22 protein-coding genes and 1 tRNA gene are annotated in these 23,794 nt (G+C 61.6%); 16 read left to right on the top strand and 7 right to left on the bottom strand.

The features are described from left to right. The first annotated feature begins 43 nt into the window (after positions 1 to 43). Both H147_RS0102050 and H147_RS0102045 read left to right on the top strand, forming a co-directional pair. Entirely contained in the window at positions 44 to 688 is a 645-nt protein-coding gene (locus H147_RS0102050) for a DsbA family oxidoreductase (protein ID WP_019953671.1), read from the top strand. Then, entirely contained in the window at positions 685 to 1,893 is a 1,209-nt protein-coding gene (locus H147_RS0102045; RefSeq protein ID WP_019953670.1) for a multidrug effflux MFS transporter, read from the top strand. Before H147_RS0102050 ends, H147_RS0102045 begins: the two co-directional genes overlap by 4 nt. 78 nt (positions 1,894 to 1,971) lie before the next feature. On the opposite strand, the gene mfd is transcribed toward H147_RS0102045, so the two are convergent. Both mfd and H147_RS0102035 read right to left on the bottom strand, forming a co-directional pair. Continuing rightward, positions 1,972 to 5,418, bottom strand: coding sequence for a transcription-repair coupling factor (gene mfd / locus H147_RS0102040; RefSeq protein ID WP_019953669.1), 3,447 nt, complete (start codon positions 5,416 to 5,418; stop codon positions 1,972 to 1,974). A gap of 38 nt (positions 5,419 to 5,456) precedes the next feature. Next, positions 5,457 to 5,981, bottom strand: coding sequence for a hypothetical protein (locus tag H147_RS0102035; RefSeq protein ID WP_019953668.1), 525 nt, complete (start codon positions 5,979 to 5,981; stop codon positions 5,457 to 5,459). Between the two features lie 120 nt (positions 5,982 to 6,101). On the opposite strand from H147_RS0102035, the gene hemB reads away from it, so the two are divergent. The 4 genes from hemB to H147_RS0102015 all read left to right on the top strand — a co-directional run bounded on the left by hemB (position 6,102) and on the right by H147_RS0102015 (position 10,854). After that, positions 6,102 to 7,100, top strand: a complete 999-nt coding sequence (gene hemB / locus H147_RS0102030) for a porphobilinogen synthase (protein WP_019953667.1) — start codon at positions 6,102 to 6,104, stop codon at positions 7,098 to 7,100. Between the two features lie 116 nt (positions 7,101 to 7,216). Continuing rightward, on the top strand, positions 7,217 to 7,774 hold the full coding sequence (locus H147_RS0102025; protein WP_026352171.1) for a lipid-binding SYLF domain-containing protein: 558 nt from the start codon (positions 7,217 to 7,219) through the stop codon (positions 7,772 to 7,774). Between the two features lie 84 nt (positions 7,775 to 7,858). Further along, on the top strand, positions 7,859 to 10,267 hold the full coding sequence (locus H147_RS0102020) for a GcvT family protein (protein ID WP_019953665.1): 2,409 nt from the start codon (positions 7,859 to 7,861) through the stop codon (positions 10,265 to 10,267). Then, a complete protein-coding gene (locus H147_RS0102015) occupies positions 10,264 to 10,854 on the top strand; it encodes a nucleotidyltransferase family protein (protein ID WP_019953664.1) in 591 nt (196 codons plus the stop codon). The genes H147_RS0102020 and H147_RS0102015 overlap by 4 nt, the downstream gene beginning before the upstream one ends. On the opposite strand, the gene H147_RS0102010 is transcribed toward H147_RS0102015, so the two are convergent. Both H147_RS0102010 and H147_RS0102005 read right to left on the bottom strand, forming a co-directional pair. Then, positions 10,851 to 11,636 (bottom strand): Hint domain-containing protein, encoded by a 786-nt coding sequence (locus H147_RS0102010; RefSeq protein WP_019953663.1) that lies wholly within the window; start codon positions 11,634 to 11,636, stop codon positions 10,851 to 10,853. The genes H147_RS0102015 and H147_RS0102010 overlap by 4 nt on opposite strands. A 251-nt stretch (positions 11,637 to 11,887) precedes the next feature. Continuing rightward, a tRNA-Leu gene (locus H147_RS0102005) sits at positions 11,888 to 11,973 on the bottom strand. A gap of 109 nt (positions 11,974 to 12,082) precedes the next feature. On the opposite strand from H147_RS0102005, the gene H147_RS0102000 reads away from it, so the two are divergent. Together H147_RS0102000 and H147_RS0101995 are read left to right on the top strand one after the other, a co-directional pair. Further along, positions 12,083 to 12,661 (top strand): YqaA family protein, encoded by a 579-nt coding sequence (locus H147_RS0102000; protein ID WP_019953662.1) that lies wholly within the window; start codon positions 12,083 to 12,085, stop codon positions 12,659 to 12,661. Next, the gene (locus tag H147_RS0101995) at positions 12,658 to 13,134 is read left to right on the top strand and encodes a disulfide bond formation protein B (protein WP_019953661.1); all 477 of its coding nucleotides are present in this window, start codon (positions 12,658 to 12,660) and stop codon (positions 13,132 to 13,134) included. The genes H147_RS0102000 and H147_RS0101995 overlap by 4 nt, the downstream gene beginning before the upstream one ends. Here the strand turns inward: H147_RS0101995 and H147_RS0101990 are convergent. Continuing rightward, entirely contained in the window at positions 13,091 to 13,510 is a 420-nt protein-coding gene (locus H147_RS0101990) for an Lrp/AsnC family transcriptional regulator (protein ID WP_019953660.1), read from the bottom strand. The genes H147_RS0101995 and H147_RS0101990 overlap by 44 nt on opposite strands. Positions 13,511 to 13,595: 85 nt before the next feature. Between H147_RS0101990 and rocF the strand changes: the two genes are divergently transcribed. The 7 genes from rocF (at position 13,596) to gluQRS (ending at position 22,620) form a co-directional block, all read left to right on the top strand. Continuing rightward, the gene (rocF, locus tag H147_RS0101985) at positions 13,596 to 14,525 is read left to right on the top strand and encodes an arginase (RefSeq protein ID WP_026352170.1); all 930 of its coding nucleotides are present in this window, start codon (positions 13,596 to 13,598) and stop codon (positions 14,523 to 14,525) included. Further along, a complete protein-coding gene (gene ocd / locus H147_RS0101980) occupies positions 14,525 to 15,568 on the top strand; it encodes an ornithine cyclodeaminase (protein WP_019953658.1) in 1,044 nt (347 codons plus the stop codon). Before rocF ends, ocd begins: the two co-directional genes overlap by 1 nt. Positions 15,569 to 15,672: 104 nt before the next feature. Beyond that, a complete protein-coding gene (gyrA, locus tag H147_RS0101975) occupies positions 15,673 to 18,402 on the top strand; it encodes a DNA gyrase subunit A (RefSeq protein WP_019953657.1) in 2,730 nt (909 codons plus the stop codon). A gap of 130 nt (positions 18,403 to 18,532) precedes the next feature. Beyond that, a complete protein-coding gene (locus H147_RS0101970; protein ID WP_019953656.1) occupies positions 18,533 to 19,270 on the top strand; it encodes a hypothetical protein in 738 nt (245 codons plus the stop codon). A 290-nt stretch (positions 19,271 to 19,560) separates the two neighbouring features. Continuing rightward, positions 19,561 to 20,355, top strand: coding sequence for a porin family protein (locus H147_RS0101965; protein ID WP_162561615.1), 795 nt, complete (start codon positions 19,561 to 19,563; stop codon positions 20,353 to 20,355). A gap of 82 nt (positions 20,356 to 20,437) precedes the next feature. After that, a complete protein-coding gene (gene trmFO / locus H147_RS0101960; protein WP_019953654.1) occupies positions 20,438 to 21,793 on the top strand; it encodes a methylenetetrahydrofolate--tRNA-(uracil(54)-C(5))-methyltransferase (FADH(2)-oxidizing) TrmFO in 1,356 nt (451 codons plus the stop codon). Continuing rightward, complete coding sequence (gluQRS, locus tag H147_RS0101955) at positions 21,790 to 22,620, top strand: tRNA glutamyl-Q(34) synthetase GluQRS (protein WP_019953653.1); 831 nt, start codon at positions 21,790 to 21,792, stop codon at positions 22,618 to 22,620. The genes trmFO and gluQRS overlap by 4 nt, the downstream gene beginning before the upstream one ends. On the opposite strand, the gene hisI is transcribed toward gluQRS, so the two are convergent. Then, positions 22,592 to 22,969 (bottom strand): phosphoribosyl-AMP cyclohydrolase, encoded by a 378-nt coding sequence (gene hisI, locus H147_RS0101950; RefSeq protein ID WP_019953652.1) that lies wholly within the window; start codon positions 22,967 to 22,969, stop codon positions 22,592 to 22,594. The genes gluQRS and hisI overlap by 29 nt on opposite strands. Before the next feature lie 67 nt (positions 22,970 to 23,036). On the opposite strand from hisI, the gene H147_RS0101945 reads away from it, so the two are divergent. Beyond that, on the top strand, positions 23,037 to 23,483 hold the full coding sequence (locus H147_RS0101945) for an iron-sulfur cluster assembly scaffold protein (RefSeq protein ID WP_019953651.1): 447 nt from the start codon (positions 23,037 to 23,039) through the stop codon (positions 23,481 to 23,483). Positions 23,484 to 23,640: 157 nt separating this feature from the next. Here the strand turns inward: H147_RS0101945 and H147_RS21480 are convergent, their stop codons facing one another. After that, the gene (locus H147_RS21480; RefSeq protein WP_019953650.1) at positions 23,641 to 23,763 is read right to left on the bottom strand and encodes a hypothetical protein; all 123 of its coding nucleotides are present in this window, start codon (positions 23,761 to 23,763) and stop codon (positions 23,641 to 23,643) included. Positions 23,764 to 23,794 lie beyond the last annotated feature (31 nt).

Genomic DNA, 23,794 nt, shown 5'->3' with positions numbered 1-23,794 from the left:
CCTGTGGCATCTTCTCATCCGACAGCCATCACGGGGGGCCAGCATGGTCAAACTCGACATCATTTCCGATCCGATCTGCCCGTGGTGCTATATCGGCAAGGCCAATCTGGACAAGGCGCTGGCGCAGTTTCCCGACCATCCGTTCACGATGGAATGGCATCCGTTCCAGTTGAATCCAGACATGCCCGCAGGCGGGATGGACCGCAAAGCCTATCTGGAAACGAAATTCGGCGGCAAGACAGGGGCGGCCAAAGCCTATGCTCCCGTGGTCGAAAACGCCAAAAAGGCGGGATTGACCATCAATTTCGAGGCGATGCAGGTCACACCCAGCACCATCGACGCGCACCGCCTGATCCATTGGGCGGGGATCGAGGCGCGGCAGACGCTTGTCGTCGACCTTCTGTTCAAGGCCTATTTCGTCGAAGGCCGCGACATCGGCAGCCACGAGGTGCTGGCCGATATCGCCGATACGGCGGAAATGGATGCGGCCCTCGTGACACGGCTGCTGGCCTCTGACGCCGATACCGCGGACATCCGCGCCCGCGACCAGCACAGCCGCGAAATGGGGATATCGGCGGTGCCGACCTTCATCGTGGCCAATCAGCACGCGGTGCCGGGTGCGCAGCCGACCGATCTCTGGGTCAAGGTCATCACCGACATCATGGCCCAGATCGGAGATGAAGTATGATCGCTCCCACGAAGAAACTGGGCCAGACCGAATTCATCGCCTTGATGGCGATGCTGGTCGCCACGGTCGCCTTTTCCATCGACGCGATGCTGCCCGCCCTGCCCGAGATCGGGGCGAGCCTCAGCCCCGCGAACCTGAACCATGCGCAGTTGATCATCACGAGCTTCGTGCTGGGTATGGGTGTCGGCACGCTGTTCACCGGCCCGCTGTCGGATGCCTACGGGCGCAAGCCCGTGATGCTGGGCGGTGCCATCGTCTATGTGATCGCCTGCGGTCTTGCCTGGTCGGCACAATCGCTGGAAATGATGCTGATCGCCCGCGTCCTGATGGGGCTGGGGGCCGCCGGTCCGCGTGTCGTGGCGATGGCTTTGGTGCGCGACCTTTATGCCGGGCGCGACATGGCGCGGATCATGTCCTTCGTCATGGCCGTCTTCGCGCTGGTGCCCGCGCTTGCGCCAACGATGGGGCATTTCATCATCGCAGGTTTCGGCTGGCGCGCGATCTTCGCCGCCTTCATGCTCTTTTCGACGGTGACCGTGATCTGGCTGTTCCTGCGCCAGCCCGAAACGCTGATGCCGGAAAGGCGTCGTCCGCTCAGCCTGCGTGCGCTTTACGATGCGACGGGACAGATGTTCGCGCATCGCACCGCGCGGCTGTCGATCGTGATCCAGACGCTGACCTTCGGGATGCTGTTCGTCGTGCTGTCCTCGACCCAGCAGGTGTTCGATGTGACCTTCGGGCAAGGGGAATATTTCCACTTTTGGTTCGGCGGGATCGCCATCATCGCCGCCAGCGCCAGCCTGCTGAACGCCCGGCTGGTGATGCGGCTCGGGATGCGGGCGATCATCAAGACGGTACTGACGATCCAGATCGGCGTTACCCTCGCGATGATCGGGATCACAGCGGCGAACGGCCCCTATTGGCTGGCCTTCGGCACTTATGTGGTCTGGGTCACGGGCAATTTCTTTCAGGCCGGGCTGACCATCGGCAATCTCAATGCCCTCGCGATGGAGGAAATGGGCCATATCGCGGGTCTTGCCGCCTCGATCATCGCCGCGGTGTCCACTGTGGGGGCCGTGATCATTGCGGCCCCGATTGCATTGATGTTCGACGGCACGCCGATGCCGATGGCGATTGGTGCGCTGGTCGCGGCCAGCATCGCGCTCTGGCTGACGACCAAGATCAAGCGGCCGGGCGAGGCTTAACAGCATCTTCCGAGCACGTCATTTCGCGCATCGCGCAATTTGACGCGATCCCCGTCGGAGACCGCAAAAAGCAGGGTTCTACCCTGCTTTTTTCGTCTCTTCTGCCAGTTTCCCCGCCAGATCCCGGGCGATGTTGAAGGCACCCTGGATCTTGTCGCGTTCCTTGTCCCAGTCCCGCAGCACGACGATCTTGTTGTCCTTGACCTTCGCTTGCCCGCGCTGGTCGTTGATGAAATCCACCAGCCCCGCAGGGGACGCGAATTTGTCGTTGTGGAACCGGATCGTGGCCCCTTTTGGCCCTGCGTCCAGCTGGCTGATGCCCGCCTTCTTGCACATCGCCTTGATCCGCACGACCAGCAGCAGCGTGTTCACCTCGCGCGGCAGCGGACCAAAACGGTCGATCATTTCGGCGGCGAAACCTTCCAGCTCCACCTTGGTCGTCAGGTTCGACAGGCGGCGGTAAAGGCCCAGACGCACGTCCAGATCGGGAACGTACTCCTCGGGGATCAGCACCGGCACGCCCAGATTGATCTGCGGCGCCCATTGGCCGTCGTCGATGATGCCTTCGGCCGCCCCCGACCGGATCGCGGTGATCTGGTCCTCCAGCATCTGCTGGTACAGCTCATAGCCCACTTCGCGCATCTGGCCGGATTGCTCTTCGCCCAGCAAATTGCCCGCTCCACGGATGTCGAGGTCCTGAGATGCCAGCGTGAACCCCGCCCCAAGCGAATCGATCGACCCCAGTACGCGCAGACGTTTCTGCGCGGTATCGGTCAGCTTCTGGCGCGGTTTGGTGGTCAGATAAGCATAGGCGCGGGTCTTGGACCGGCCCACCCTGCCCCGGATCTGATAGAGTTGCGACAGCCCGAACATATCCGCGCGCCAAACGATCATCGTGTTGGCTGTCGGAATATCGAGGCCCGATTCCACGATGGTCGTCGCCAGCAGCACGTCGTATTTGCCGTCGTAAAAGGCGTTCATCCGGTCGTCGAGTTCACCCGCCGCCATCTGGCCCGTGGCGCTGATGAACGTCACTTCCGGCACTTCATGGCGCAGGAAGGCTTCCATTTCATCCATGTCGGTGATGCGCGGGACCACGATGAAGCTCTGCCCGCCGCGATAATGTTCGCGCAGCAATGCCTCGCGCACGGTGATCGTGTCGAATTCGCTGACATAGGTGCGGATCGCCAGACGGTCGATTGGTGGCGTGCCGATGACGGACAGGTCACGCACGCCCGACAGCGACAGTTGCAGCGTGCGCGGGATCGGCGTGGCGGTCAGGGTCAGCACATGCACATCGGTGCGCAATTGCTTGAGCCGTTCTTTGTGCTGGACGCCGAATTTCTGTTCCTCGTCGATGATCAACAGGCCAAGGTTCTTGAAATTCACGCCCTTGGCCAGCAACGCATGGGTGCCGACGACGATGTCAACGCTGCCCTTGTTGATGCCGTCACGGGTCAGTGCTGCGTCCTTGGTCGACACGAACCGCGACAAAGGCCGCACATTGACGGGAAAGCCACGGAACCGTTCGGCAAAGCTTTGATAATGCTGCCGTGCGAGCAAGGTTGTCGGCGCGATGATCGCCACCTGTACACCCGCCATCGCCGCGACAAAGGCCGCGCGGATCGCGACCTCGGTCTTGCCGAAACCCACATCGCCGCAGATCAGCCTGTCCATCGGTTGGCCTGATGCCAGATCGGTCAGCACATCGTCGATGGCGGACAATTGGTCGTCGGTTTCGGCATAGGGAAAGCGCGCAAGGAATTGATCCCAAAGCCCCGATTCCGGTTCCAGCACCGGCGCCTTGCGCAAGGCGCGTTCGGCAGCCACACGGATCAGCCGTTCGGCGATCTGGCGGATGCGTTCCTTGAGCTTGGCTTTTTTCGCCTGCCACGCCCCGCCGCCGAGTTTGTCGAGCAATCCGGCCTCGTGCCCGTATTTGGACAGAAGCTCGATATTCTCGACCGGCAGGTAAAGCTTTGTTTCTTCTGCATATTCGATCAGCAGGCATTCATGCGCCGCACCAAGGGCGGTGACGACCTCCATGCCCATGAACCGCCCGACGCCGTGATCGACATGGACGACCAGATCGCCCGACGACAGGCTGTTGGCCTCGGACAAAAAGTTTTCGGCGCGGCGTTTGCGTTTGGTCTGCCGGATCAGCCGGTCGCCCAGCACGTCCTGTTCGGAAATCACCGTCAGGCCGGGGGATTCAAACCCCTGATCCAACGGCCAGACCGCGAGATACACACCCGTTTTGCCGACGCGGGAGAAATCGGTGATGGCAATCGTCTCGCCCACACCTTCATCCTCGATAAAGCCTTCCAGCCGTTCGCGTGCCCCTTCGGAATAAGAGGCGACGATGACGGGGCCGCCCGCAGCCCGCGCCTTGATATGCGCGGCCAAGGCCCCGAAAAGGCTCAGGTTTTCCTGTTGCCGTTCAGGCGCGAAACTGCGCCCCATCCGCCCGCCTGCGTCGATCACACCGGGGCCGGTCGCCTGTTTGTGGGGCGAGAATTGCAGCACGCGCCGGTCGGCCACCGCCCGCGCCCATGCAGCATCGTCGAGGTACAAGAGCTGCGGCGGGGCCGGTTTATAGACCGAATCCATCCGCCCCTTTTGCGTCAGCGCATGCATCCGCGTGCCGTATTGGTCGGCGATGCTGTCCCACCGCGCCACACGCTGCGGGCCGATCTGGTCGTCGAGCGTGATGGTGGCCTTGGGCAGATAGTCGAACAGGGTTTCCAGATCGTCCTGAAAGAACCCCAGCCAATGTTCCACGCCCGCATGTTTGCGCCCTGCGCTGACGGCCTCGTAAAGCGGGTCATCGGTGCCTGCCGCGCCAAATTCGATGCGGTAATTCTGGCGGAACCGCGTAATTGCAGCTTCGTCGAGGATCACCTCGGACACGGGTGCCAGTTCCACCTCGGTCAGTTTTTCGACGGTGCGTTGCGTGGCCGGATCGAACCGGCGCGCCGCATCCAGCACGTCGCCGAAAAGATCAAGCCGCACAGGGCCGGACTGGCCCGGTGGAAAGATGTCGATGATCCCGCCGCGCACGGCGTAATCGCCCGGCTCCATCACATTGGGGCTTTGCGTGAACCCCATTCCCACCAGAAAGGCGCGCAGCGCACCTTCATCCAGCCGCTTGCCAACGGTCGCGGTAAACGCCGCCTCGCGCAATGTGGCGCGCGCAGGCACGCGCTGGGTCGCCGCCGATAGCGTCGTCAGCAGGATGAACCGGCCCGGCATGCCGTGCACCAGCGCTGCCAGCGTCGCCATCCGCGCGGCCGAAATGTCGGTATTTGGCGACACGCGGTCATAGGGCAGACAATCCCACGCGGGAAAGACGAAAACCGGCACGGCGGGCGCAAAGAAGGCAAGGGCTGATTGCAGCGCCGCCAGCCTTTTGTCGTCGCGCGCGACATGCAACACCGGCTGGCCCTTGGCGAGTTCGGCAAGGATCAGTTTTGCGTCGAAGCCTTCGGGCGCGCCAGCGACGGTGATATGGGTGCGATCAGACATTGCGCCGAGATATCCTGCGCCGGGGCCATGTCAACCGCTCAAAACAGGAAGCGCTGGCTCAACGTGATGTACATCCCCAGCAGCGCCGTGCAGAAAATGGCGATCATCGCAATCACCTGGATCCAGAACCGCAGGCGGAACAGCGCCTTGACCAGATCTGCGCCGGTCGGTTGATCGACTGCGAAACGCTGGCAGGTGCGCAGCGTCAGCAGAAAAACAAAAACCAGCGGAAAGGCCAGACAGAACAGCCCCTGCGCCAGTTGCAGCCCATAGACGAACCCCAGCATCCCCGCTGCGGCAAGAAAAAACGCACATAGCCCCGCAAGAACGACCGCGGGCGTGCCCGTGATCGTCAGCAGCCTGCGGACATTGATGGCGGTCAGCATCTCGAGGTCCTGCGCCGCCTGCCCGCCGTGCCTGCGTGCGCGGTAGATCATGTCGAACGGCACGCCGATCACCCAGTGGCTGACGGTGGCCCATGTCACCATGACCGCCAGCCAGTACCAGATGTTGGAAAACGTCCTGAAGTCGATCAGGTAAAGGATGGTGTCGATCAGGTTCAAGGGATGTTCCGGCAAGCTGCGTCTGGCCAGACGATAGCGGGCCGGTTCGGGATTGCCCAGACTTGTGATGGCGCAAAATCCATGCGACCAAAAGGCAACTTTTCAGCAAAGGCCCGTGCCATGACCCCGATCACCCCCGCTTTTCCCGTTTCGCGTCTGCGCCGTATGCGCAGGACCCCTGCCCTGCGGGCGCTGGCACGGCAGAACACCCTGACGGTCGACGACCTGATCTGGCCGGTTTTCGTCATGGAAGGGCGCGACGATGAAACCCCTGTCGCGTCCATGCCCGGCGTGATGCGGCGCACAGTTGACCGGATCGCCAAGGCCGCCGTCGAGGCGCAGGCGCTTGGCATTCCCGCGATCTGCATTTTTCCCTATACGGGCATGGAGGCCCGGACCGAGGATTGCGCGATGGCCTGGGACGCGGGCAACCTGACCAATCAGGCGATCCGCGCGATCAAGGACGCCGCTCCGGATATTGCCGTGATGACGGATATCGCGCTCGACCCCTACAATATCAACGGCCATGACGGGTTCGTCGAGCACGGCCAGATCGTGAATGACCGCACAGTTGATGCATTGGTGAAGATGGCGCTGGCGCAGGCCGATGCGGGGGCCGATATCCTTGGCCCGTCCGACATGATGGATGGCCGGATCGGGGCGATCCGTGCCGCGCTTGAATCCGAGGGGCATCAGGGTGTCACGATCCTGAGCTATGCAGCCAAATACGCCTCGGCTTTTTATGGCCCGTTCCGTGATGCGGTGGGGGCGTCGGCGGCGCTGACCGGCGACAAGAAAACCTATCAGATGGACCCCGGCAATTCCGACGAGGCGTTGCGCCTTGTCGCGCGCGATCTGGCCGAAGGCGCGGATATGGTCATGGTCAAGCCCGGCATGCCCTATCTTGATATCTGCCGCCGGGTAAAGGATACGTTCGGCGTGCCGACCTATGCCTATCAGGTCAGCGGCGAATACGCGATGATGCAGGCGGCGATCCAGAACGGCTGGCTCGATGGCGAAAAGGTCATGCTGGAAAGCCTGCTGGGCTTCAAGCGCGCAGGCTGCGACGGCGTGCTGACCTATTTCGCGATCGAGGCGGCGAAGGTTCTTCAACGCTGAGAGCGTGGGCGAAAATCCACCCAAGCGCACCAAGCGCGTGACACTTTCGTCACAATCGCCTATCCTGCAACCCTGAAGGGCGGACAACGCCCCGGTTTGACAAGAGGCGGACGGATATGAGCAGTTTTTCAAGGCGCGGTTTTACACTTGGTCTGATGGCGGCAGGCACGCTTGCCGCGTGTAACAACGGGGTCGGCAGCGGCGGCGGTGCGGTGATCGACGCGCGCGTCGATGCAACGCTGAACCAGATGTACAACGAATATCCCGGCACCCGTGATCTCGCGTCGCGGGCTTCCGGCATGTTGGTGATGCCCTTGATCACGAATGCCGGTTTTGGCCTTGGCGGGTCGTTCGGGCGCGGTGCATTGCGCGTCGGGCCGTCGACAGTTGATTATTACTCGGCAACATCGGGCAGCGCCGGGTTGCAGATCGGGGCGCAGCAATTCAGCTATGTGCTGTTCTTCATGACGCCTGACGCGCTGTTGGAATTCCGGCAGTCGCCCGGCTGGGCCGCCAGCGCCAACATCGAATATGCCGTCAGCAACCAAAGCGATATGTTGCGCGCGGAAACCACGACGTCGCTGTCGCCGGTGATCGCGGTCGTGTTCGGCCAGACGGGTCTGCGTCTTGGCGCGACACTGGAAGGCAGCAAATACACACGGATCATCCCATAACGTCCCTGCGACACAACATGTCGCAAATGGAACGCCGGACCGATCAGCCCCTGCCATAATGCGCAAAACAGCAGGAGCCGCGCCATGAAAACCACCACCCGTGCCGTCATCATCGGAGGCGGCGTCGTCGGCTGTTCGGTGCTTTATCATCTGACCAAACTGGGCTGGTCGGATGTGATGCTGCTGGAACGGTCTGAACTGACATCGGGGTCCACGTGGCATGCGGCGGGCGGGTTTCACACGCTGAACGGCGACACCAACATGGCCGCCCTGCAAGGCTATACCATCCGCCTTTACCGCGAACTGGAGGCGATTACCGGCATGTCCTGCGGGCTGCATCACGTCGGCGGCGTGACATTGGCGGACAATCAGGACCGGTTCGACATGCTGGTCGCGGAACGGGCCAAGCACCGCTACATGGGGCTGGAGACCGAAATCGTCGGCCCTGCCGAGATCGCGAAGATCGCGCCGATCACGAACCTCGACGGCATCGTCGGCGGGCTTTACGACCCGCTCGACGGGCATCTGGACCCGTCGGGGACCACCCATGCCTATGCCAAGGCGGCGCGCATGGGCGGTGCCACGATCGAATTGCATTGCAAGGTGATCGAGACGAACCCCCGCGCCGATGGCACATGGGACGTGGTGACCGACAAAGGCACGATCCACGCCGAACATGTGGTCAATGCCGCTGGTCTCTGGGCGCGCGAAGTCGCGGCGATGGCGGGGTCCTACGTCCCGCTGCACCCGATGGAACACCAGTATATCGTCACCGACGACCTGCCCGAGATCTACGAGCGCGACAGCGAACATCCCCATGTCATGGACCCCGCCGGCGAGAGCTATCTGCGGCAGGAAGGGCGCGGGCTGTGCATCGGGTTCTATGAACAGCCCTGCAAGCCTTGGGCCGTCGACGGCACGCCGTGGGATTTCGGGCATGAATTGCTGCCCGACAACCTCGACAAGATCGAGGATTCCATCGCCTTTGCCTACAAACGCTTTCCCGTGCTGGAACGTGCGGGGGTCAAATCGGTGATCCACGGGCCGTTCACCTTTGCGCCCGACGGCAACCCGCTGGTCGGTCCCGTGCCGGGCTTGCGGAATTACTGGTCGGCCTGTGGCGTGATGGCGGGGTTCAGCCAAGGCGGCGGCGTGGGCCTGATGCTGGCGCAATGGATGACGGCTGGTGAATGCGAACGCGATGTCAGCGCGCTCGATATCGCGCGCTATGGCCGCTGGATCACGCCCGGCTATACCCGCCCCAAGGTGATCGAGAATTACCAGAACCGGTTTTCCGTGAGCTACCCGAACGAGGAATTGCCCGCCGCCCGGCCCCATCGCACGACGCCGATGTATGACATCTTCACCGATCTGGGCGCTGTCTGGGGCCATCAGTTCGGGCTGGAAGTCGCAAATTACTTCGCCCGTGAAGGCGATCCGACCTACGAGACCCCGACCTTTCGCCGGTCCGACGCCTTTGCAGCGACGGCGCGTGAAGTCGCCGCCGTGAGGGGTGCTGTCGGCATCAACGAGGTGCAGAATTTCGGCAAGTTCAGCGTGACGGGGACCGGCGCGCGCGCATGGCTCGACCGGATCATGGCCGGGCGCATCCCGCAACCGGGGCGGATGTCCCTGACACCGATGCTGTCACCCAAGGGGCGGCTTTGGGGCGATTTCACCGTTTCGTGCCTCGCCGAAGATGAGTTTCAACTGACCGCCAGTTATGGCGCGCAGGAGATTCACCACCGCTGGTTCCTGCAGAACGAAAGCCCCGAGGCGCGGGTCGAGAATATCTCGGACAAGCGCACAGGCTTCCAAATCGCCGGACCCAGAGCGCGTGATGTGCTGGCCGCCTGCACGCGCGACGATGTGGCGGGGATCAGGTTCATGGATGTGTGCCGCATGACGGTGGGACAAGTCGCCTGCATCGTGCAGCGCGTCAGCTACACCGGTGATCTGGGATACGAAATCTACTGCGACCCGATGGACCAGCGGCAATTGTGGTGGACGCTTTGGCAGGCGGGCGCGCCGCATGGCATCGCGCCATTCGGGATGCGCGCGATGATGTCGCTGCGGCTGGATCGCTTTTTCGGTTCCTGGGCGCGCGAGTTTTCGCCCGATTACACCGCCGCCGAGACGGGGATGGACCGTTTCATCAGCTTCAAGAAGAATGCCGATTTCATCGGGCGCAGCTTGGCCGAGGCCGAACGCGCCACGCCGCCCGCACGGATGCTGGCGACCTTCGAGGTCGATGTGGATGATGCCGATGTCGTGGCCTATGAACCCGTGTTCATCGGGGGCGCGGTCAAGGGCTTCTGCACCTCGGGCGGCTATTCGCATCATGCGGACAAATCCATCGCCTATGCGCTGATCCCCCGCGACGAGGCGTCCGACGACATGACGGTCGAGATCGAGATCATGGGCCAGCGTCGCCCTGCCCGCCGCATCACGACACCCTTGTTCGACCCTGACGGACTGGCGATGCGCGGATGATCCCCATCCTGATCCTTGCCGCTGGCGCGTCCCGCCGGATGCGGGGGCAGGACAAGCTGATGCAGGTCGTCGATGGCATGCCATTGCTGCGCCGTCAGGTGCTGATGGCGCAAGCGACGGGACATCCCGTCTTTGTCGCCTTGCCCGCCGCCGGTCATCCGCGCGCAGCCACGATCCGGGATCTGGATGCAAGTGTGCTAGCCGTGCCGGAGGCCGCGCAGGGCATGTCGGTCACCATGCGCGATGCCGTGGCGCAATTGCCTGAATGCGATGCGTTCATGATCCTGCTGGGCGATCTGCTGACATTGACTACCGGCGATCTGCAGGTCGTTTTCGCGGCGCGCCACCTGCATCCCGATCACCTGATCTGGCGTGGCGCGACCGAGGACGGCAAACCCGGTCATCCGGTGATCTTCGATAGCCGCTTGCGACCGGATTTCGCGGCGCTTGCGGGGGATTCGGGTGGCGAAACGATCGTGCAGGCGCACAAGACCGCAACCTGCACGGTGCCCCTGCCCGATCAGCACGCGCGGTTCGATCTGGACACGCCCGAGCAATGGGAAGCCTGGCGGAGAACCGCGCTTTAGTCTTTCTTGGTGATCAGGCCGGTTTCGTTCTTTTGCAACGTCTTGCGCGCCGCGCGGTAGCGCCGCACGCCTTCCTTGGTCGCAAGTTCGGGGAACAGCAGGAACAATTCCTCGCGCTGGTCGGCGTCGATGCCTTGCAGCGTGTAGTCGCTCGGCTGGAAACTTTCGGTCCATGCCCCGTCCGACAGCACGATTTCATGGGTTTCGCACATGAAATGGATATAGGTCGCCTCGGGCTGGTCGGAGGTCTCGATGCCCTTCATGTGGGTCAGATGCTTGGCCGCGATCAGGACCTCGGATTCGTCGAAATAGAGTTTCGCCATTTCCGACACCACCAGCACGCGATGGTTGGGTGACACGATCATGTCGCGTTCGGGCAGGTCTTGCCCCAGCGCGCCCTTGCGAATGATCACGGGGCGCATATTGGCCGAAATCTGGAGGTCCTGCATGGTCATCGTCTTTTGGCCGGCCCATGTGATGAACCGGATGCCATTGTCGCGTGTCAGCACGCGGTCGCCGATCTTGAGATCCTCGACAGGCTTTTCACCTTTGGGCGTCGCGATCCGGGTGCCGGGGGTGAAACACGGAATGACCTCGGCGATCTGGGCATAGGTCATTCGGGTACCGCAGGCATAGCTGACACGGCTGCGGTCGGGATCGTCGGGCTTATAAATGATCTCGCGGACATCCGGTCCGGCCAAGCCCAACAGATCGCTGCGGCCATAGGCAACGGTATCGGCACGCTGGCCTTGGTCGGGTTGTTCGGATGAGAACCGTGCCACGGATGATCAATCTCTGCCAGATGGCGCGACGGGCGCCGGTTACACAACAAACGGCCGAACCTGCAAAAAGGCCCGGTTACCCGCCCCTACATTCCCGACACATCATCATTTTGCAAGCGCGTTCGCGACCCGAAGGGCGACCTGCACCACCCCGTTATCTTGCACACCAAAAGTGGCATCAAAGTGACCCACGCCAAACGAAACGCTTGTCAATTGGGCATTTGCGAAAACGTCGCACATGCAGGTGATATTGGTGCCGATGGAGGGACTCGAACCCACACGATGTTACCACCGGGGGATTTTGAATCCCCTGCGTCTACCATTCCGCCACATCGGCACTGGATGGGTTCCTAATCCGGCTGCCGAACGGCGTCAATCGGATTTGCAATCGCTTGACGGCAAAGCGGCGGCATGGCCTAAGCAGCCCAACCAACAAAGGCTTTGCGATGCTGCGCGCACTTTACGACTGGACGATCGCCCTTGCGCAGACGCGCTATGCGCTTTGGGCACTGGCGGCGGTGGCATTCATCGAATCGTCTTTCTTTCCGATCCCGCCCGATGTGCTGATGATCCCGATGATCATCGCCCGCCCGTCGCGCGCCTTTGTGATCGCAGGTGTAGCGACGGTCGCGTCGGTGCTGGGCGGGATGTTCGGCTATTACATCGGTTTCGCGCTCTACGAGACCGTGGGCGTCCAGATCCTGCAATTTTACGGCAAAGAGGCGTATTTCACCGAATTCGCCGCGACCTATAACAGCTATGGCGCCTGGGCCGTGCTCGTCGCGGGTGTCACGCCCTTCCCTTACAAGGTCATCACCATCGCATCCGGTGTCACGCAATTGTCGCTGCCTGTCTTCATTGCGGCGTCTATCGCTGCGCGTGCGTTGCGGTTCTTTCTGGTCGCGGCCTTGCTGTGGAAATTCGGCGCACCGATCCGTGATTTCATCGAACGTCGGCTGGGGTTGATGTTCATCCTGTTCTGCATTCTGCTGATCGGTGGTTTCGCCGTACTGGGGGTCATGTGACACGCAATCTGATGGTTTTTCTGGCCGGTGCCGGGTCTTTTGGCCTGCTTGCGGGGGCCTATCTGTTTCAGGCCTTGGGCTATCCGCCTTGTGCGATGTGCCTGTGGCAGCGCTGGCCGCATTTTGCGGCAATCGCCATTGCCCTGCTCGCGCTCCGGTTCGGCGGGCGCGCCCTGCCCGCCCTGGGCGCTGTGGCGGCAGGCACGACGGCGGCCATCGGTGTGTTTCATACCGGCGTGGAACGCGATTGGTGGGACGGCCCGACATCCTGTTCCGGTGGTGGCAGCCTGCAAGGGTTGTCGGGGGCCGATCTTCTGGCGATCGACGGGCCGCGCGTTGTCATGTGCGATCAGGTGACGTGGGAATTCCTGGCGCTGTCGATGGCAAGCTGGAACGCCGTGCTGTCCTTTGGCCTGATGGCCATCTGGATCAGCGCCGTGATGATAGCAAAAGGCTCGTCTCGGACCGCGTGACACCGTCCATCCGGCGGATCGCGAACAAAGCCTGATCGAAATCCTCAAGGCTTTTGGTGCCGATCTCGGCGATCAGGTCCCACGTGCCGTTGGTGGAATGGACCACGATCACCTCTGGCATCGCGGTCAGGCGTTTCATCACCCGTTCCGCCGCGCGCCCCGCGATTTCGAGCATCATCAGCCCGCGCACCGCATCGGGGCGCACGTCAGAGCGTGTCAGCACGGTAAAGCCCGCAATCTCGCCGCCCGCGATCAGCCGATCAAGGCGCGCGCGCAAGGTCGTCCGCGTGACGCCCACTGTTGCCGCAAGGTCCGACAGCGACGCCCGCCCGTTCTGCCGCAACGCGCGGATGATGGCGCTGTCCGTTTCGTCCATGATAGCTGCCCATAGTGATCAATTCCTGCCCGTTTTGCACACTTTGCGCGGTTCCGCCAAGCGGCGTTTTGGCTAATCTGCCGCAATGACACAAAAACATTGCATATTGATCGGGGCCCCCGTGGATTGTGGCAAACGCCGCCGGGGCTGTTTGATGGGGCCGGATGCCTATCGCACCGCAGGACTGGCCGAGGCAGTCACCGCCTTGGGCCATAGCGTGGAGGATTGGGGCAACCTTGCCCCCGCGCAGGTCGAAGTGGCCGAACCGCGCAACCCCTTGGTCTACAAGCTGGCTGAAAACGTGGGCTGGACCCAGACGCTGATGGCGGCTGCGCAAAAGGCGGCCCCACAGGGATTTCCCATTTTCATGGGCGGCGATCACGCGCTCGCCGCTGGCACGGTCGCGGGCATGGCGGCCCATGCGCAAAGCGAGGGGCGGCCGTTCTTCGCGCTCTGGCTGGATGCGCATAGCGATATCCATACGCCGGACACCACCGACAGCGGCAATCTGCATGGAACACCCGTAGGTTACGTCACGGGACGGCGTGGGTTCGATGCCTTTCCACCCCTGCCCGTGCGGGTCGAGCCTGCCAATATCTGCATGATCGGCCTGCGGTCGGTCGATACGGCGGAACATGAAATCCTTGCGCGCGGCGATGTCGAACTGGTCGATATGCGCCGCATCGACGAGGAAGGGATCAGCGCGCCGTTGCAGGCCTTCCTTGACCGCGTGGCGGCGGTGGACGGGATGCTGCATGTGTCGCTTGATGTCGATTTCCTCGACCCCTCTGTCGCCCCTGCCGTCGGCACCACGGTGCCCGGCGGTGCCACCGTGCGCGAAGGCCATCTGGTGATGGAAATGCTGTCTGATTCCGGCCTTGTCACCTCGCTCGATCTGGTCGAGTTGAACCCGTTTCTGGACGACCGCGGCAAGACCGCCAACCTGATGGTCGATCTGACCGCATCTTTGCTGGGCCGTCGCGTGTTCGACCGCCCCACCCGGAGTTACAAGTAATGCTCAAAGCATCCCCCCGCGCGCTGGTGCCTTTCGTCAGCGTCGACAACATGATGCGCCTTGTCCATCACATCGGGATCGAGACCTTCATCGCGGACCTTGCCCGCAATATCGAAGAAGATTTCGCCAAATGGGACCAGTTCGACAAGACCCCGCGCGTGGGGTCGCATTCGGATGTGGGTGTGATCGAATTGATGCCGACCTCGGACGGGGTGCTTTACGGGTTCAAATACGTGAACGGCCACCCCAAGAACATGGGCGAAGGCTTGCAGACGGTTACCGCATTCGGTGTACTGTCGGATGTTTATTCGGGCTATCCGCGCCTGTTCACCGAAATGACGCTGCTGACCGCCTTGCGCACGGCGGCGATGACGGCGGTAGCGACCAAACACCTTGCCGCCCCCGGTGCCACCACGATGGCGATGATCGGCAATGGTGCTCAATCGGAATTCCAGTGTCTTGCGGTCAAGGCCGTCTGCGGGATCGACCATGTGCGGCTTTATGATCTGGACCCCGCCGCCACCGCCAAATGCGCCCGCAATCTGGAAGGATTGGGGCTGCACGTGACGCCCTGCGCGACACCCGAAGAGGCCATCGAGGGCGCGCAGGTCATCACGACGGCAACGGCGGACAAGGATATGCAGACGATCCTGACCGACAACATGGTCGGCGCGGGCGTGCATATCAACGCCATCGGCGGCGACTGCCCCGGCAAGACGGAACTGCACCGCGATATCGTGGCGCGGTCCAGCATTTTCGTCGAATACCCGCCCCAGACCCGCATCGAAGGCGAAATCCAGCAGATGCCCGCCGACCATCCGGTGACAGAGCTTTGGCAGGTCATCACCGGCCAGACGCAGGGGCGCAAATCCGCGGTCGAAGTCACGCTGTTCGACGGCGTCGGCTTTGCCATCGAGGATTTCAGCGCGCTGCGCTATGTCCACGACCGGATCAAGGACACGCCCTATTACGTCGATCTGGACCTGATCGCCGACCCCGATGATCCGCGTGATCTGTTCGGCATGTTGAAAAGGGCCCGATAGGCGCCGTTTCGGGCCTGTTTAGGATTGTGCCATTGCACCCAAGATCGGGTGTCTGCTATAGTCGCTTGAACCAAATATAGCAGATAGCAGACAGGCGGCCTTTTGTGAACGATACCCCCGAAACCCCTGAAAACGATGATGATTTGCCGGTGACACGGATGGCTCATGCGGGGCCGAGCGTCACCATCGAACACGAGCTGAAAACCAGCTATCTGGATTACGCGATGAGCGTGATCGTCTCCCGCGCGATCCCCGACCTGCGCGACGGTCTAAAACCCGTTCACCGCCGGATTTTGTACGGTATGTACGAGGCCGGAAACACCCATGACAAAAGCTATCGCAAATCGGCGCGGTCTGTCGGCGACGTGATGGGCAAATACCACCCCCATGGCGACAGCGCGATCTATGACGCGCTGGTGCGGATGGCGCAGGATTTTTCCATGTCGCTGCCTTTGCTCGACGGTCAGGGCAATTTCGGGTCCATGGACGGCGACCGTGCCGCTGCCATGCGCTATACTGAAGTGCGGATGGACAAGCCCGCCGCCTATATGCTGATGGATATCGACAAGGACACGGTCGATTTTCAGGACAACTATGACGGCAAGGACCGCGAACCCACCGTCCTGCCCGCCCGTTTCCCCAATATGCTGGTCAATGGCGCGGGCGGTATCGCCGTCGGCATGGCCACGAACATTCCACCCCATAATCTGGGCGAGGTGATCGACGCCACACTTGCGTTGATCGATAACCCCGACCTGACATCCGAAGAGATGATCGAATATATCCCAGCCCCCGATTTCCCGACAGGCGGGTTGATCCTAGGGCGATCGGGCGCGCGCAAGGCATACCTTGAAGGGCGCGGATCTGTGATCGTGCGGGCGAAAACGGTCGTCGAAGAGATCAGGAAAGACCGCTATGCCATTGTCATCAATGAGATTCCCTATCAGGTGAACAAATCGGTCATGATCGACCGCATTGCCGAGGCCGCGCGCGACAAGCGCATCGAAGGCATCGCGCATGTGCAGGACGAATCCGACCGCAACGGCGTGCGTGTGGTGGTCGAACTCAAACGCGACGCAACCGCCGAGGTGGTGCTGAACCAGCTGTTCCGCTTTACCCCGATGCAAACCTATTTCGGCTGCAACATGCTGGCGCTGAACGGCGGCAAGCCCGAACAGCTGACGCTGCGGGCCTTCCTTGTCGCCTTCGTCGATTTCCGTGAAGAGGTGATCGCGCGGCGCACCGCGTTCGAATTGCGCAAGGCCCGCGAACGGGCGCATATCCTGTGCGGTCTGGCTGTCGCGGTCACCAATATCGACGAAGTCGTCGCCACCATCCGCCAGTCCGCCGATGCCGCCGATGCGCGCCATACGCTGATGACGCGGCGCTGGCCTGCGGCGGCGATCCTTGAATATATCAAGCTGATCGACGATCCGACCCATACCGCCAACGCAGACGGCACATATAACCTGTCCGAGGCGCAGGCGCGCGCGATCCTTGAATTGCGCCTGCAACGCCTGACCCAGATCGGCGTCAAGGAAGTGACGGACGAATTGCAGGAGCTGGCGGGCAAGATCCGCGAATATCTGGAAATTCTGGGGTCGCGCGACCGCATCCTGCAAATCATCCGCGACGAGCTGACCGAAGTGCGCGACCAATTCGCCGTGCCGCGCCGCACGCAGATCGTCGACTGGTCGGGCGATATGGACGACGAGGACCTGATCGAACAGGAAGACATGGTCGTGACCGTGACCTCGGGTGGTTATATCAAGCGTACGGCACTGGCCGATTTCCGCGCGCAGCGGCGCGGCGGCAAGGGCCTGTCGTCGATGGCGACCAAGGAAGAGGATGTGGTGACGACCCTGTTCGTGGCCAATACCCATACGCAACTGCTGTTCTTCACGACCGACGGCATGGCCTACAAGCTGAAGACATGGCGTTTGCCGCTGGGCAGCCGCACGGCCAAGGGCAAGGCCATCGTCAACATCCTGCCGATCCCGCAAGGCGTGTCGGTCGCGGCGATCATGCCCGTGGACCGGCCAGAGGCGGAATGGGACGACCTTCAGATCGTCTTTGCGACATCGGCGGGCGATGTGCGGCGCAACGCTTTGTCGGATTTCACCAACGTCAAGTCGAACGGCAAGATCGCGATGAAACTGCCTGACGACCAGACGCTTTTGGTGAATGCGCGCATCTGTTCACCGGATGATGACGTGATGCTGGTCACCAATTCGGGCCGCGCGATCCGCTTTCCGACCACCGATGTGCGTGTCTTCAAAGGCCGTGACAGCACCGGTGTGCGCGGGATAAGGTTGCAGGGCGACGACAAGGTCGTGTCGATGAGCATCATTCGCCATTTCGAGGCCGAGGCCGAAGAGCGCGCCGCCTACCTGAAAATGCGCCGTGCCATGGCGGGCTTGGCCGACGATGCCGAGGTCGAGGATGAAGAAGCCGCCCCCGGCCAGATCAGCCCCGAACGCTATGCCGAAATGTCGGCGGCGGAAAACCTGATCCTGACGATTTCCGCCAAAGGGTCCGGCAAGCTGTCGTCCAGCCACGATTATCCGGTGCGCGGGCGTGGCGGCATGGGCGTCGCCGCGATGGACAAGGCGATGCGCGGCGGTCCGCTTGTCACATCCTTCCCGGTCGATATGTCGGATCAGATCATGCTCGTGACATCCACAGGCCAATCGATCCGCGTGCCGGTCGAGGGGATTTCCTTCCGCTCGCGCAGTGCAGGCGGCGTCAAGGTCTTTGACACCGGCAAGGGCGAAACAGTGGTCAGCGTGGCCTGGATCGCCGATCAGGGTGACGCAGAGGTTGATGAGGCATAAGGCACGAATTATAAACGGAAAATTTGCGCATTGCGCTGTGTCGGGTGATCATGTGCAGTTTCCGACTGGTTTTCTGCATGACGTAACGTTAAGCAATAGTCACGTAAATTGCTTTTTTAGGAGTGATACGATGATCAAAACGTTTTTGGCGGCGGGCGTCGTTGCATTTGCCGGATCGGCGGCTGCTTTTGCCCAAGGGTTCTCCGGCGGGTCGGTCGGCATCGAGTACAGCGAGTTTGACGACCTGACCGTCTATGAAAAGACGACGTTCCGCGCGGCTCTGGAATACGGTCTGACGCCTGTTATCGCGATTGGCGGCAACTTGTCCTATTATTCTTTCGCAGATGCCGACAACCTTGATCTGGTGAACCTGACATTGCACGGGATCTATGATCTGAATAGCGAAATCAGCGTTGGGCTATGGTTTAGCCGCGAGTCACTGGATTCGTCCTCCAATAACCTGGAGATCGACAATTACGGTGTTGAAGCGGCGTATAACGCTGGCCCGGTTTCGGCGCAGGGCTATTTCGGCGTGGGCGAGGTGGAAGATACAGACCTGACCTATTTTGGTCTCGACGGGAATTACGCATTCGGGAATGGGGTTTCGGTGATCGGCAGCTATGAAATCGTGTCGATCGAAGAAACGACCGAACAGGATTATTCGACCTTCGAATTGGGTGCGGCGTATACACTGGCTTCGGGACCCGCTTTCTTTGCCAAGGTCGGTAACCTGATGTTCGAGGATTCTGTGATATCCGACAACGAAGTCTATTATGCAATCGGCGCGACCTATGAATTCGGCGGCGACCGGGGCACGACCTTTGGCACACGCGGCTTTCTCGAATTGCCCTTTGTGTTCGGGGGCTGAAACATCTTGATATGGCTCGGTGTTTTGCATCGGGCCTTGTCACCTCGGCACGCTTGATCCGCGTCACCGACCGGGGACATTTTACATGATCCTGCGTGTAAGGGGCCGTGCGTCAGGTAAAGAAATTGGTGTATAGATTGTCACTAAAATCGCAATCGCCGATTTTTGCGCGATACTGGCGATATTTGCGAAGGGGCCGGACAAATTCATTTCGTGCGTGATTACCCAATGTAGTAATTACGTAACAGAAAACGCGGATTGATCTTGTTCTGATTGAGTTTTGGCTGCTTTTGGATATCGATGTATTAGTCAAAAATCAAAAATACAGGCATCTAATGACACTTCAGAAAATCGTTGCCGCGGCGCTGATATCCGTTGCCGCGACCCCTATCATGGCGCAAGAGCTTGTGGGCTCTGTCGAAGGGGCCGTGAGCACCTTCACGGATTCCGACGTTGATCGGACAGTGACCAGCCTCAGCGGCGGTGGCGAAATCGGGGTCGGTTCCGCTTTTGCGCTGGGGGGCAACCTCGCGTTTTCCGATGCTTCCGATGACGACACCTCGGTGTTCAACGTGACCGCGCATGGCATGTATCTGGTGTCACCGTCCGCAGCTGTCGGCATTTTTGTCGGCGCGGATAGCGGTGACGATCTGGATGTGATGACATACGGGATCGAATACGGCTCTACTTTTGCGACAAGCCAGTTTGGTGCGTATTTCGGCGCGGTCGAGTCGGACGATCTTGACGGAGACGAGGATGTGACGATTTTCGGGCTCAATGCCGAATTTGCCGTGACGCCCGCCATCTCGGTAGGGGTCGATTACAATGCTTTCTCGATCAGCGCCGGCTCGGACGTCGATGTGACGTTCAATGACGCCTCTCTTCTGGCGCGGTATACCTTCAGCGAAGGTACGTCCGTCTTTGCCCAGATCGGCCAGATCAGCACGTCTGGCAATATCGAGGGTGAAACCTTCGCCGGCAGCGAAGAAGCGGAATACATCTCCATCGGCGCGGCCTATAAGATCGGCCGCAACGGTGGCGGCAACATATTCGGTGAACGCAGCTTCCTTGGTTTCGGCGGCTAAGACGCCATAGCTATGCAAGTGACAAGGCCCGCAGGCAACTGCGGGCCTTTTCTTTTGCCTGCCACGGGACTAAATCCAGAGCATGCAGAACACACTTCACATCATCGGCGGCGGTATGGCCGGATCAGAGGCCGCCTGGCAGGCCGCCACTGCGGGCATCCGCGTCGTCATCCACGAAATGCGCCCCAAGGTCGGCACCTTTGCCCACCGCACCGGCAATCTGGGGGAAATGGTCTGTTCCAATTCCTTCCGCTCGGATGACCATGAACAAAACGCGGTGGGTCTGTTGCATTGGGAAATGCGGGCCGCTGGCGGGCTGATCATGGATATGGCGCAGCGTCACCGCCTGCCTGCGGGTGGCGCGCTGGCCGTGGACCGCGACCCGTTCGCCGAAAGCGTGACAGCCGCGCTGAAAGCGCACCCCAATATCAGCGTCAGCTACGAGGAAATCACCGCCCTGCCCGATGACGGTCACTGGATCATCGCGACCGGCCCGCTGACCTCTGGCGCGCTGGCCGAGGCGATTGCCGCCGAGACAGGGACCGAGGCGCTGGCCTTTTTCGATGCCATCGCGCCCATCGTCTATCACGAGACGGTCAATATGGACGTTGCATGGATGCAGTCGCGGTATGACAAAGGCGAGACTGTCGAGGAACAGACAGCCTATCTCAACTGCCCGATGACCAAGGCGCAATACGAGGATTTCATCGACGCGCTGCTGGCCGCCGAGAAAACCGAGTTCAAGGAAGGCGAAACCGCCGGCTATTTCGACGGCTGCCTGCCGATCGAGGTGATGGCCGAGCGCGGGCGCGAAACCCTGCGCTTTGGCCCGATGAAACCCGTGGGCCTGACCAATGCGCATGATCCGCAGAACAAACCCTATGCTGTGGTGCAGCTGCGCCGCGACAATGCTCTGGGCACGCTCTACAACATCGTCGGTTTCCAGACCAAGATGAAATACGGCGCGCAAAAGACTGTTTTTGCGATGATTCCAGGACTGGAGACTGCCGAATTCGCCCGTCTTGGCGGCATCCACCGCAACACGTTCATCAACTCACCCACCTTGCTGGACGACCAGATGCGCCTGCGCTCGCGCCCCCATATCCGCTTTGCGGGGCAGATCACGGGCGTCGAAGGCTATGTCGAAAGTGCCGCGATGGGCCTGCTTGCCGGCCGGATGGCGGCGGCGGAACTGCAAGGGCGCAGCCTGTCGCCAGTGCCGGATACCACCGCCATGGGCGCGCTTGTCACCCACATCACGGGTGGCGCGGATGCCAAGACATTCCAGCCGATGAACGTGAATTTCGGGCTGTTCCCGCCGCTTGACGGCGTCAAAGGCGGGCGTCGCGGGCGCAAGGACCGCTACAAGGCCTATACCGACCGCGCCAAGGCGGATTGGCAAGACTGGCTGGCCCCGCAGGCGCTTGCCGCGGAATGATCACGCGCTTTGCGCCGTCCCCGACGGGGCCGCTGCATCTGGGGCATGCCTATTCCGCGATCCTTGCGCATGACATGGCGCGTGCGGTGGGTGGGCAATTCCTGCTACGGATCGAGGATATCGACCAGACCCGCGCCCGCCCGCAGTGGGAGGCGCAGATTTACGACGATCTGGCATGGCTTGGCCTGACATGGGACGGGCCTGTGCTGCGCCAGTCGGACCGGATGGCCACCTATTACAGCGTGATCGACGATCTGTGGCGCGCGGGGCATTTATACATCTGCACCTGCACGCGGCGCGATATTCAGGACGCGTTAAGCGCGCCGCAGGAAGGTGCGCCCTTGGGTCCTGACGGGCTGATCTATCCCGGCACCTGCAAAGGGCAGCGTGGGGATGCGGCCCAGCCCCCGCGCGATGCGGTGCTGCGGTTTGATCTGGATACATTGCCGGATGAGGGAATGTCTTTCGCGAACAACGGTGTGCAGGTTGATGTTTCGCGGCAGGACCTGCGCCGCGACGTGGGCGATTTCGTGATAGGGCGCAAGGATAGCGGCACGTCCTATCACCTCAGTGTGGTGATCGACGATGCGGCACAGGGTGTGACCGACGTGGTGCGCGGCGCGGATCTGGCCGAGGCGACGCAGATTCATGTGGCCTTGCAACGCCTGCTGGGCCTGCCCACCCCGCGCTATCACCACCACGGCCTGATCCGCGACGATGCTGGTAAACGCCTTGCCAAGCGTGACGACGCCAAGGCCATCGCCAAATTCCGCGCCGAAGAGGCCAGCCCCGCAGATATCAGGCGGATGGTGGGGTTGGCGCCATAGGCTGCATCAGTTCCACCTCGTCACCCGCCCGCACGGCGGTATAGAAACACGACCGCCGCCCCGTGTGGCAGGCAGGCCCGGTCTGGTTGACCGTCACCAGCAGGCAATCGCGGTCGCAATCAACGCGGAAATCGACCAGTTCCTGCACATGACCGCTGGTGTCGCCCTTGACCCAGAACGCCTGACGCGAGCGTGACCAATAGGTGACGCGGCCTGTTTCCAGCGTGCGCGCCACGGCTTCGGCGTTCATCCAGGCCATCATCAGCACCTCGCCCGATGCGGCATCCTGGGCGATTGCAGGGATCAGCCCTGCGTCGTTATATGTGAGACTGGTTGGGTCGAAAGGCATCGGGTTCCCCTTTGCAAGCGGCGTGCAGCGCCCTAACTAGACAGAACAGCACCGAAGGGCAAATGCGATGTCAGCCGAAACCGACATGATCAAACTCTACTCCGCGCGCATTCTGGCGCTGGCGGCCGACATGCCGCGCAACACCCGCCTGCCCGCGCCCACGGCCACGGCGAAAAAGCGCGCGCCGCTCTGCGGGTCGAATGTGACGGTCGATATCGTCGTGCAGGACGGCGTGATCACCGACTACGGGCAGGACGTGAAAGCCTGCGCCTTGGGGCAAGCGGCGGCGGCGGTCGTCGGCGGCGCGATCGTCGGGCTGACCGAGGATCAGGTGCAGGCGGGGCGCGATGCCCTGCTCGCGATGCTGAAATCGGATGGCCCCGTGCCTGCAGCCCCTTTTGACGGGCTGGCCGTGCTGGAACCCGCGCGCGATTATAAGAACCGCCATGCGTCCATCATGCTGGCGTTTGACGCGACGCTGGACGCGCTGCAGACCGCCAAGGCTCGCGCATAAAAAAACCGCCGCACATCCGGGACAGGATGGCGGCGGCGAGTTTTGCGGCGGTCTGGTCCTAAGGCATCAGCAAGAGGCAAATCCGTGATGTCAGGCGGGGTAAAATCATTGCAGTGTGGGACAGGCAATGGTGCGGACCAGACCGCCGCGCGGCAGGTCAGACGGGCCCGGGCAAGGCCAATCCGACAAACAACAAAACCATCAGGGCAACAATGCCCAAGGCATCCCCGATCAGCGTGTGACGCGAACGGATCAGAATGGTTGTAATTTCTTTCGCCATGTCAGTGTTCCCTTAATGTTCTGTTGCTACT

It is taken from the genome of Yoonia vestfoldensis DSM 16212, assembly GCF_000382265.1.
Lineage (GTDB): Bacteria > Pseudomonadota > Alphaproteobacteria > Rhodobacterales > Rhodobacteraceae > Yoonia > Yoonia vestfoldensis.
This window is presented reverse-complemented; position numbering and strand designations above follow the sequence as displayed.

Coding starts and splice junctions, on each gene's coding strand:
- H147_RS0102050 (WP_019953671.1), top strand. CDS start 44: ATGGTCAAACTCGACATCATTTCCGATCCGATCTGCCCGTGGTGCTAT.
- H147_RS0102045 (WP_019953670.1), top strand. CDS start 685: ATGATCGCTCCCACGAAGAAACTGGGCCAGACCGAATTCATCGCCTTG.
- mfd (WP_019953669.1), bottom strand. CDS start 5,418: ATGTCTGATCGCACCCATATCACCGTCGCTGGCGCGCCCGAAGGCTTC.
- hemB (WP_019953667.1), top strand. CDS start 6,102: ATGACCCCGATCACCCCCGCTTTTCCCGTTTCGCGTCTGCGCCGTATG.
- H147_RS0102025 (WP_026352171.1), top strand. CDS start 7,217: ATGAGCAGTTTTTCAAGGCGCGGTTTTACACTTGGTCTGATGGCGGCA.
- H147_RS0102020 (WP_019953665.1), top strand. CDS start 7,859: ATGAAAACCACCACCCGTGCCGTCATCATCGGAGGCGGCGTCGTCGGC.
- H147_RS0102015 (WP_019953664.1), top strand. CDS start 10,264: ATGATCCCCATCCTGATCCTTGCCGCTGGCGCGTCCCGCCGGATGCGG.
- H147_RS0102000 (WP_019953662.1), top strand. CDS start 12,083: ATGCTGCGCGCACTTTACGACTGGACGATCGCCCTTGCGCAGACGCGC.
- H147_RS0101990 (WP_019953660.1), bottom strand. CDS start 13,510: ATGGACGAAACGGACAGCGCCATCATCCGCGCGTTGCGGCAGAACGGG.
- rocF (WP_026352170.1), top strand. CDS start 13,596: ATGACACAAAAACATTGCATATTGATCGGGGCCCCCGTGGATTGTGGC.
- ocd (WP_019953658.1), top strand. CDS start 14,525: ATGCTCAAAGCATCCCCCCGCGCGCTGGTGCCTTTCGTCAGCGTCGAC.
- H147_RS0101970 (WP_019953656.1), top strand. CDS start 18,533: ATGATCAAAACGTTTTTGGCGGCGGGCGTCGTTGCATTTGCCGGATCG.
- trmFO (WP_019953654.1), top strand. CDS start 20,438: ATGCAGAACACACTTCACATCATCGGCGGCGGTATGGCCGGATCAGAG.
- gluQRS (WP_019953653.1), top strand. CDS start 21,790: ATGATCACGCGCTTTGCGCCGTCCCCGACGGGGCCGCTGCATCTGGGG.
- hisI (WP_019953652.1), bottom strand. CDS start 22,969: ATGCCTTTCGACCCAACCAGTCTCACATATAACGACGCAGGGCTGATC.
- H147_RS0101945 (WP_019953651.1), top strand. CDS start 23,037: ATGTCAGCCGAAACCGACATGATCAAACTCTACTCCGCGCGCATTCTG.
- H147_RS21480 (WP_019953650.1), bottom strand. CDS start 23,763: ATGGCGAAAGAAATTACAACCATTCTGATCCGTTCGCGTCACACGCTG.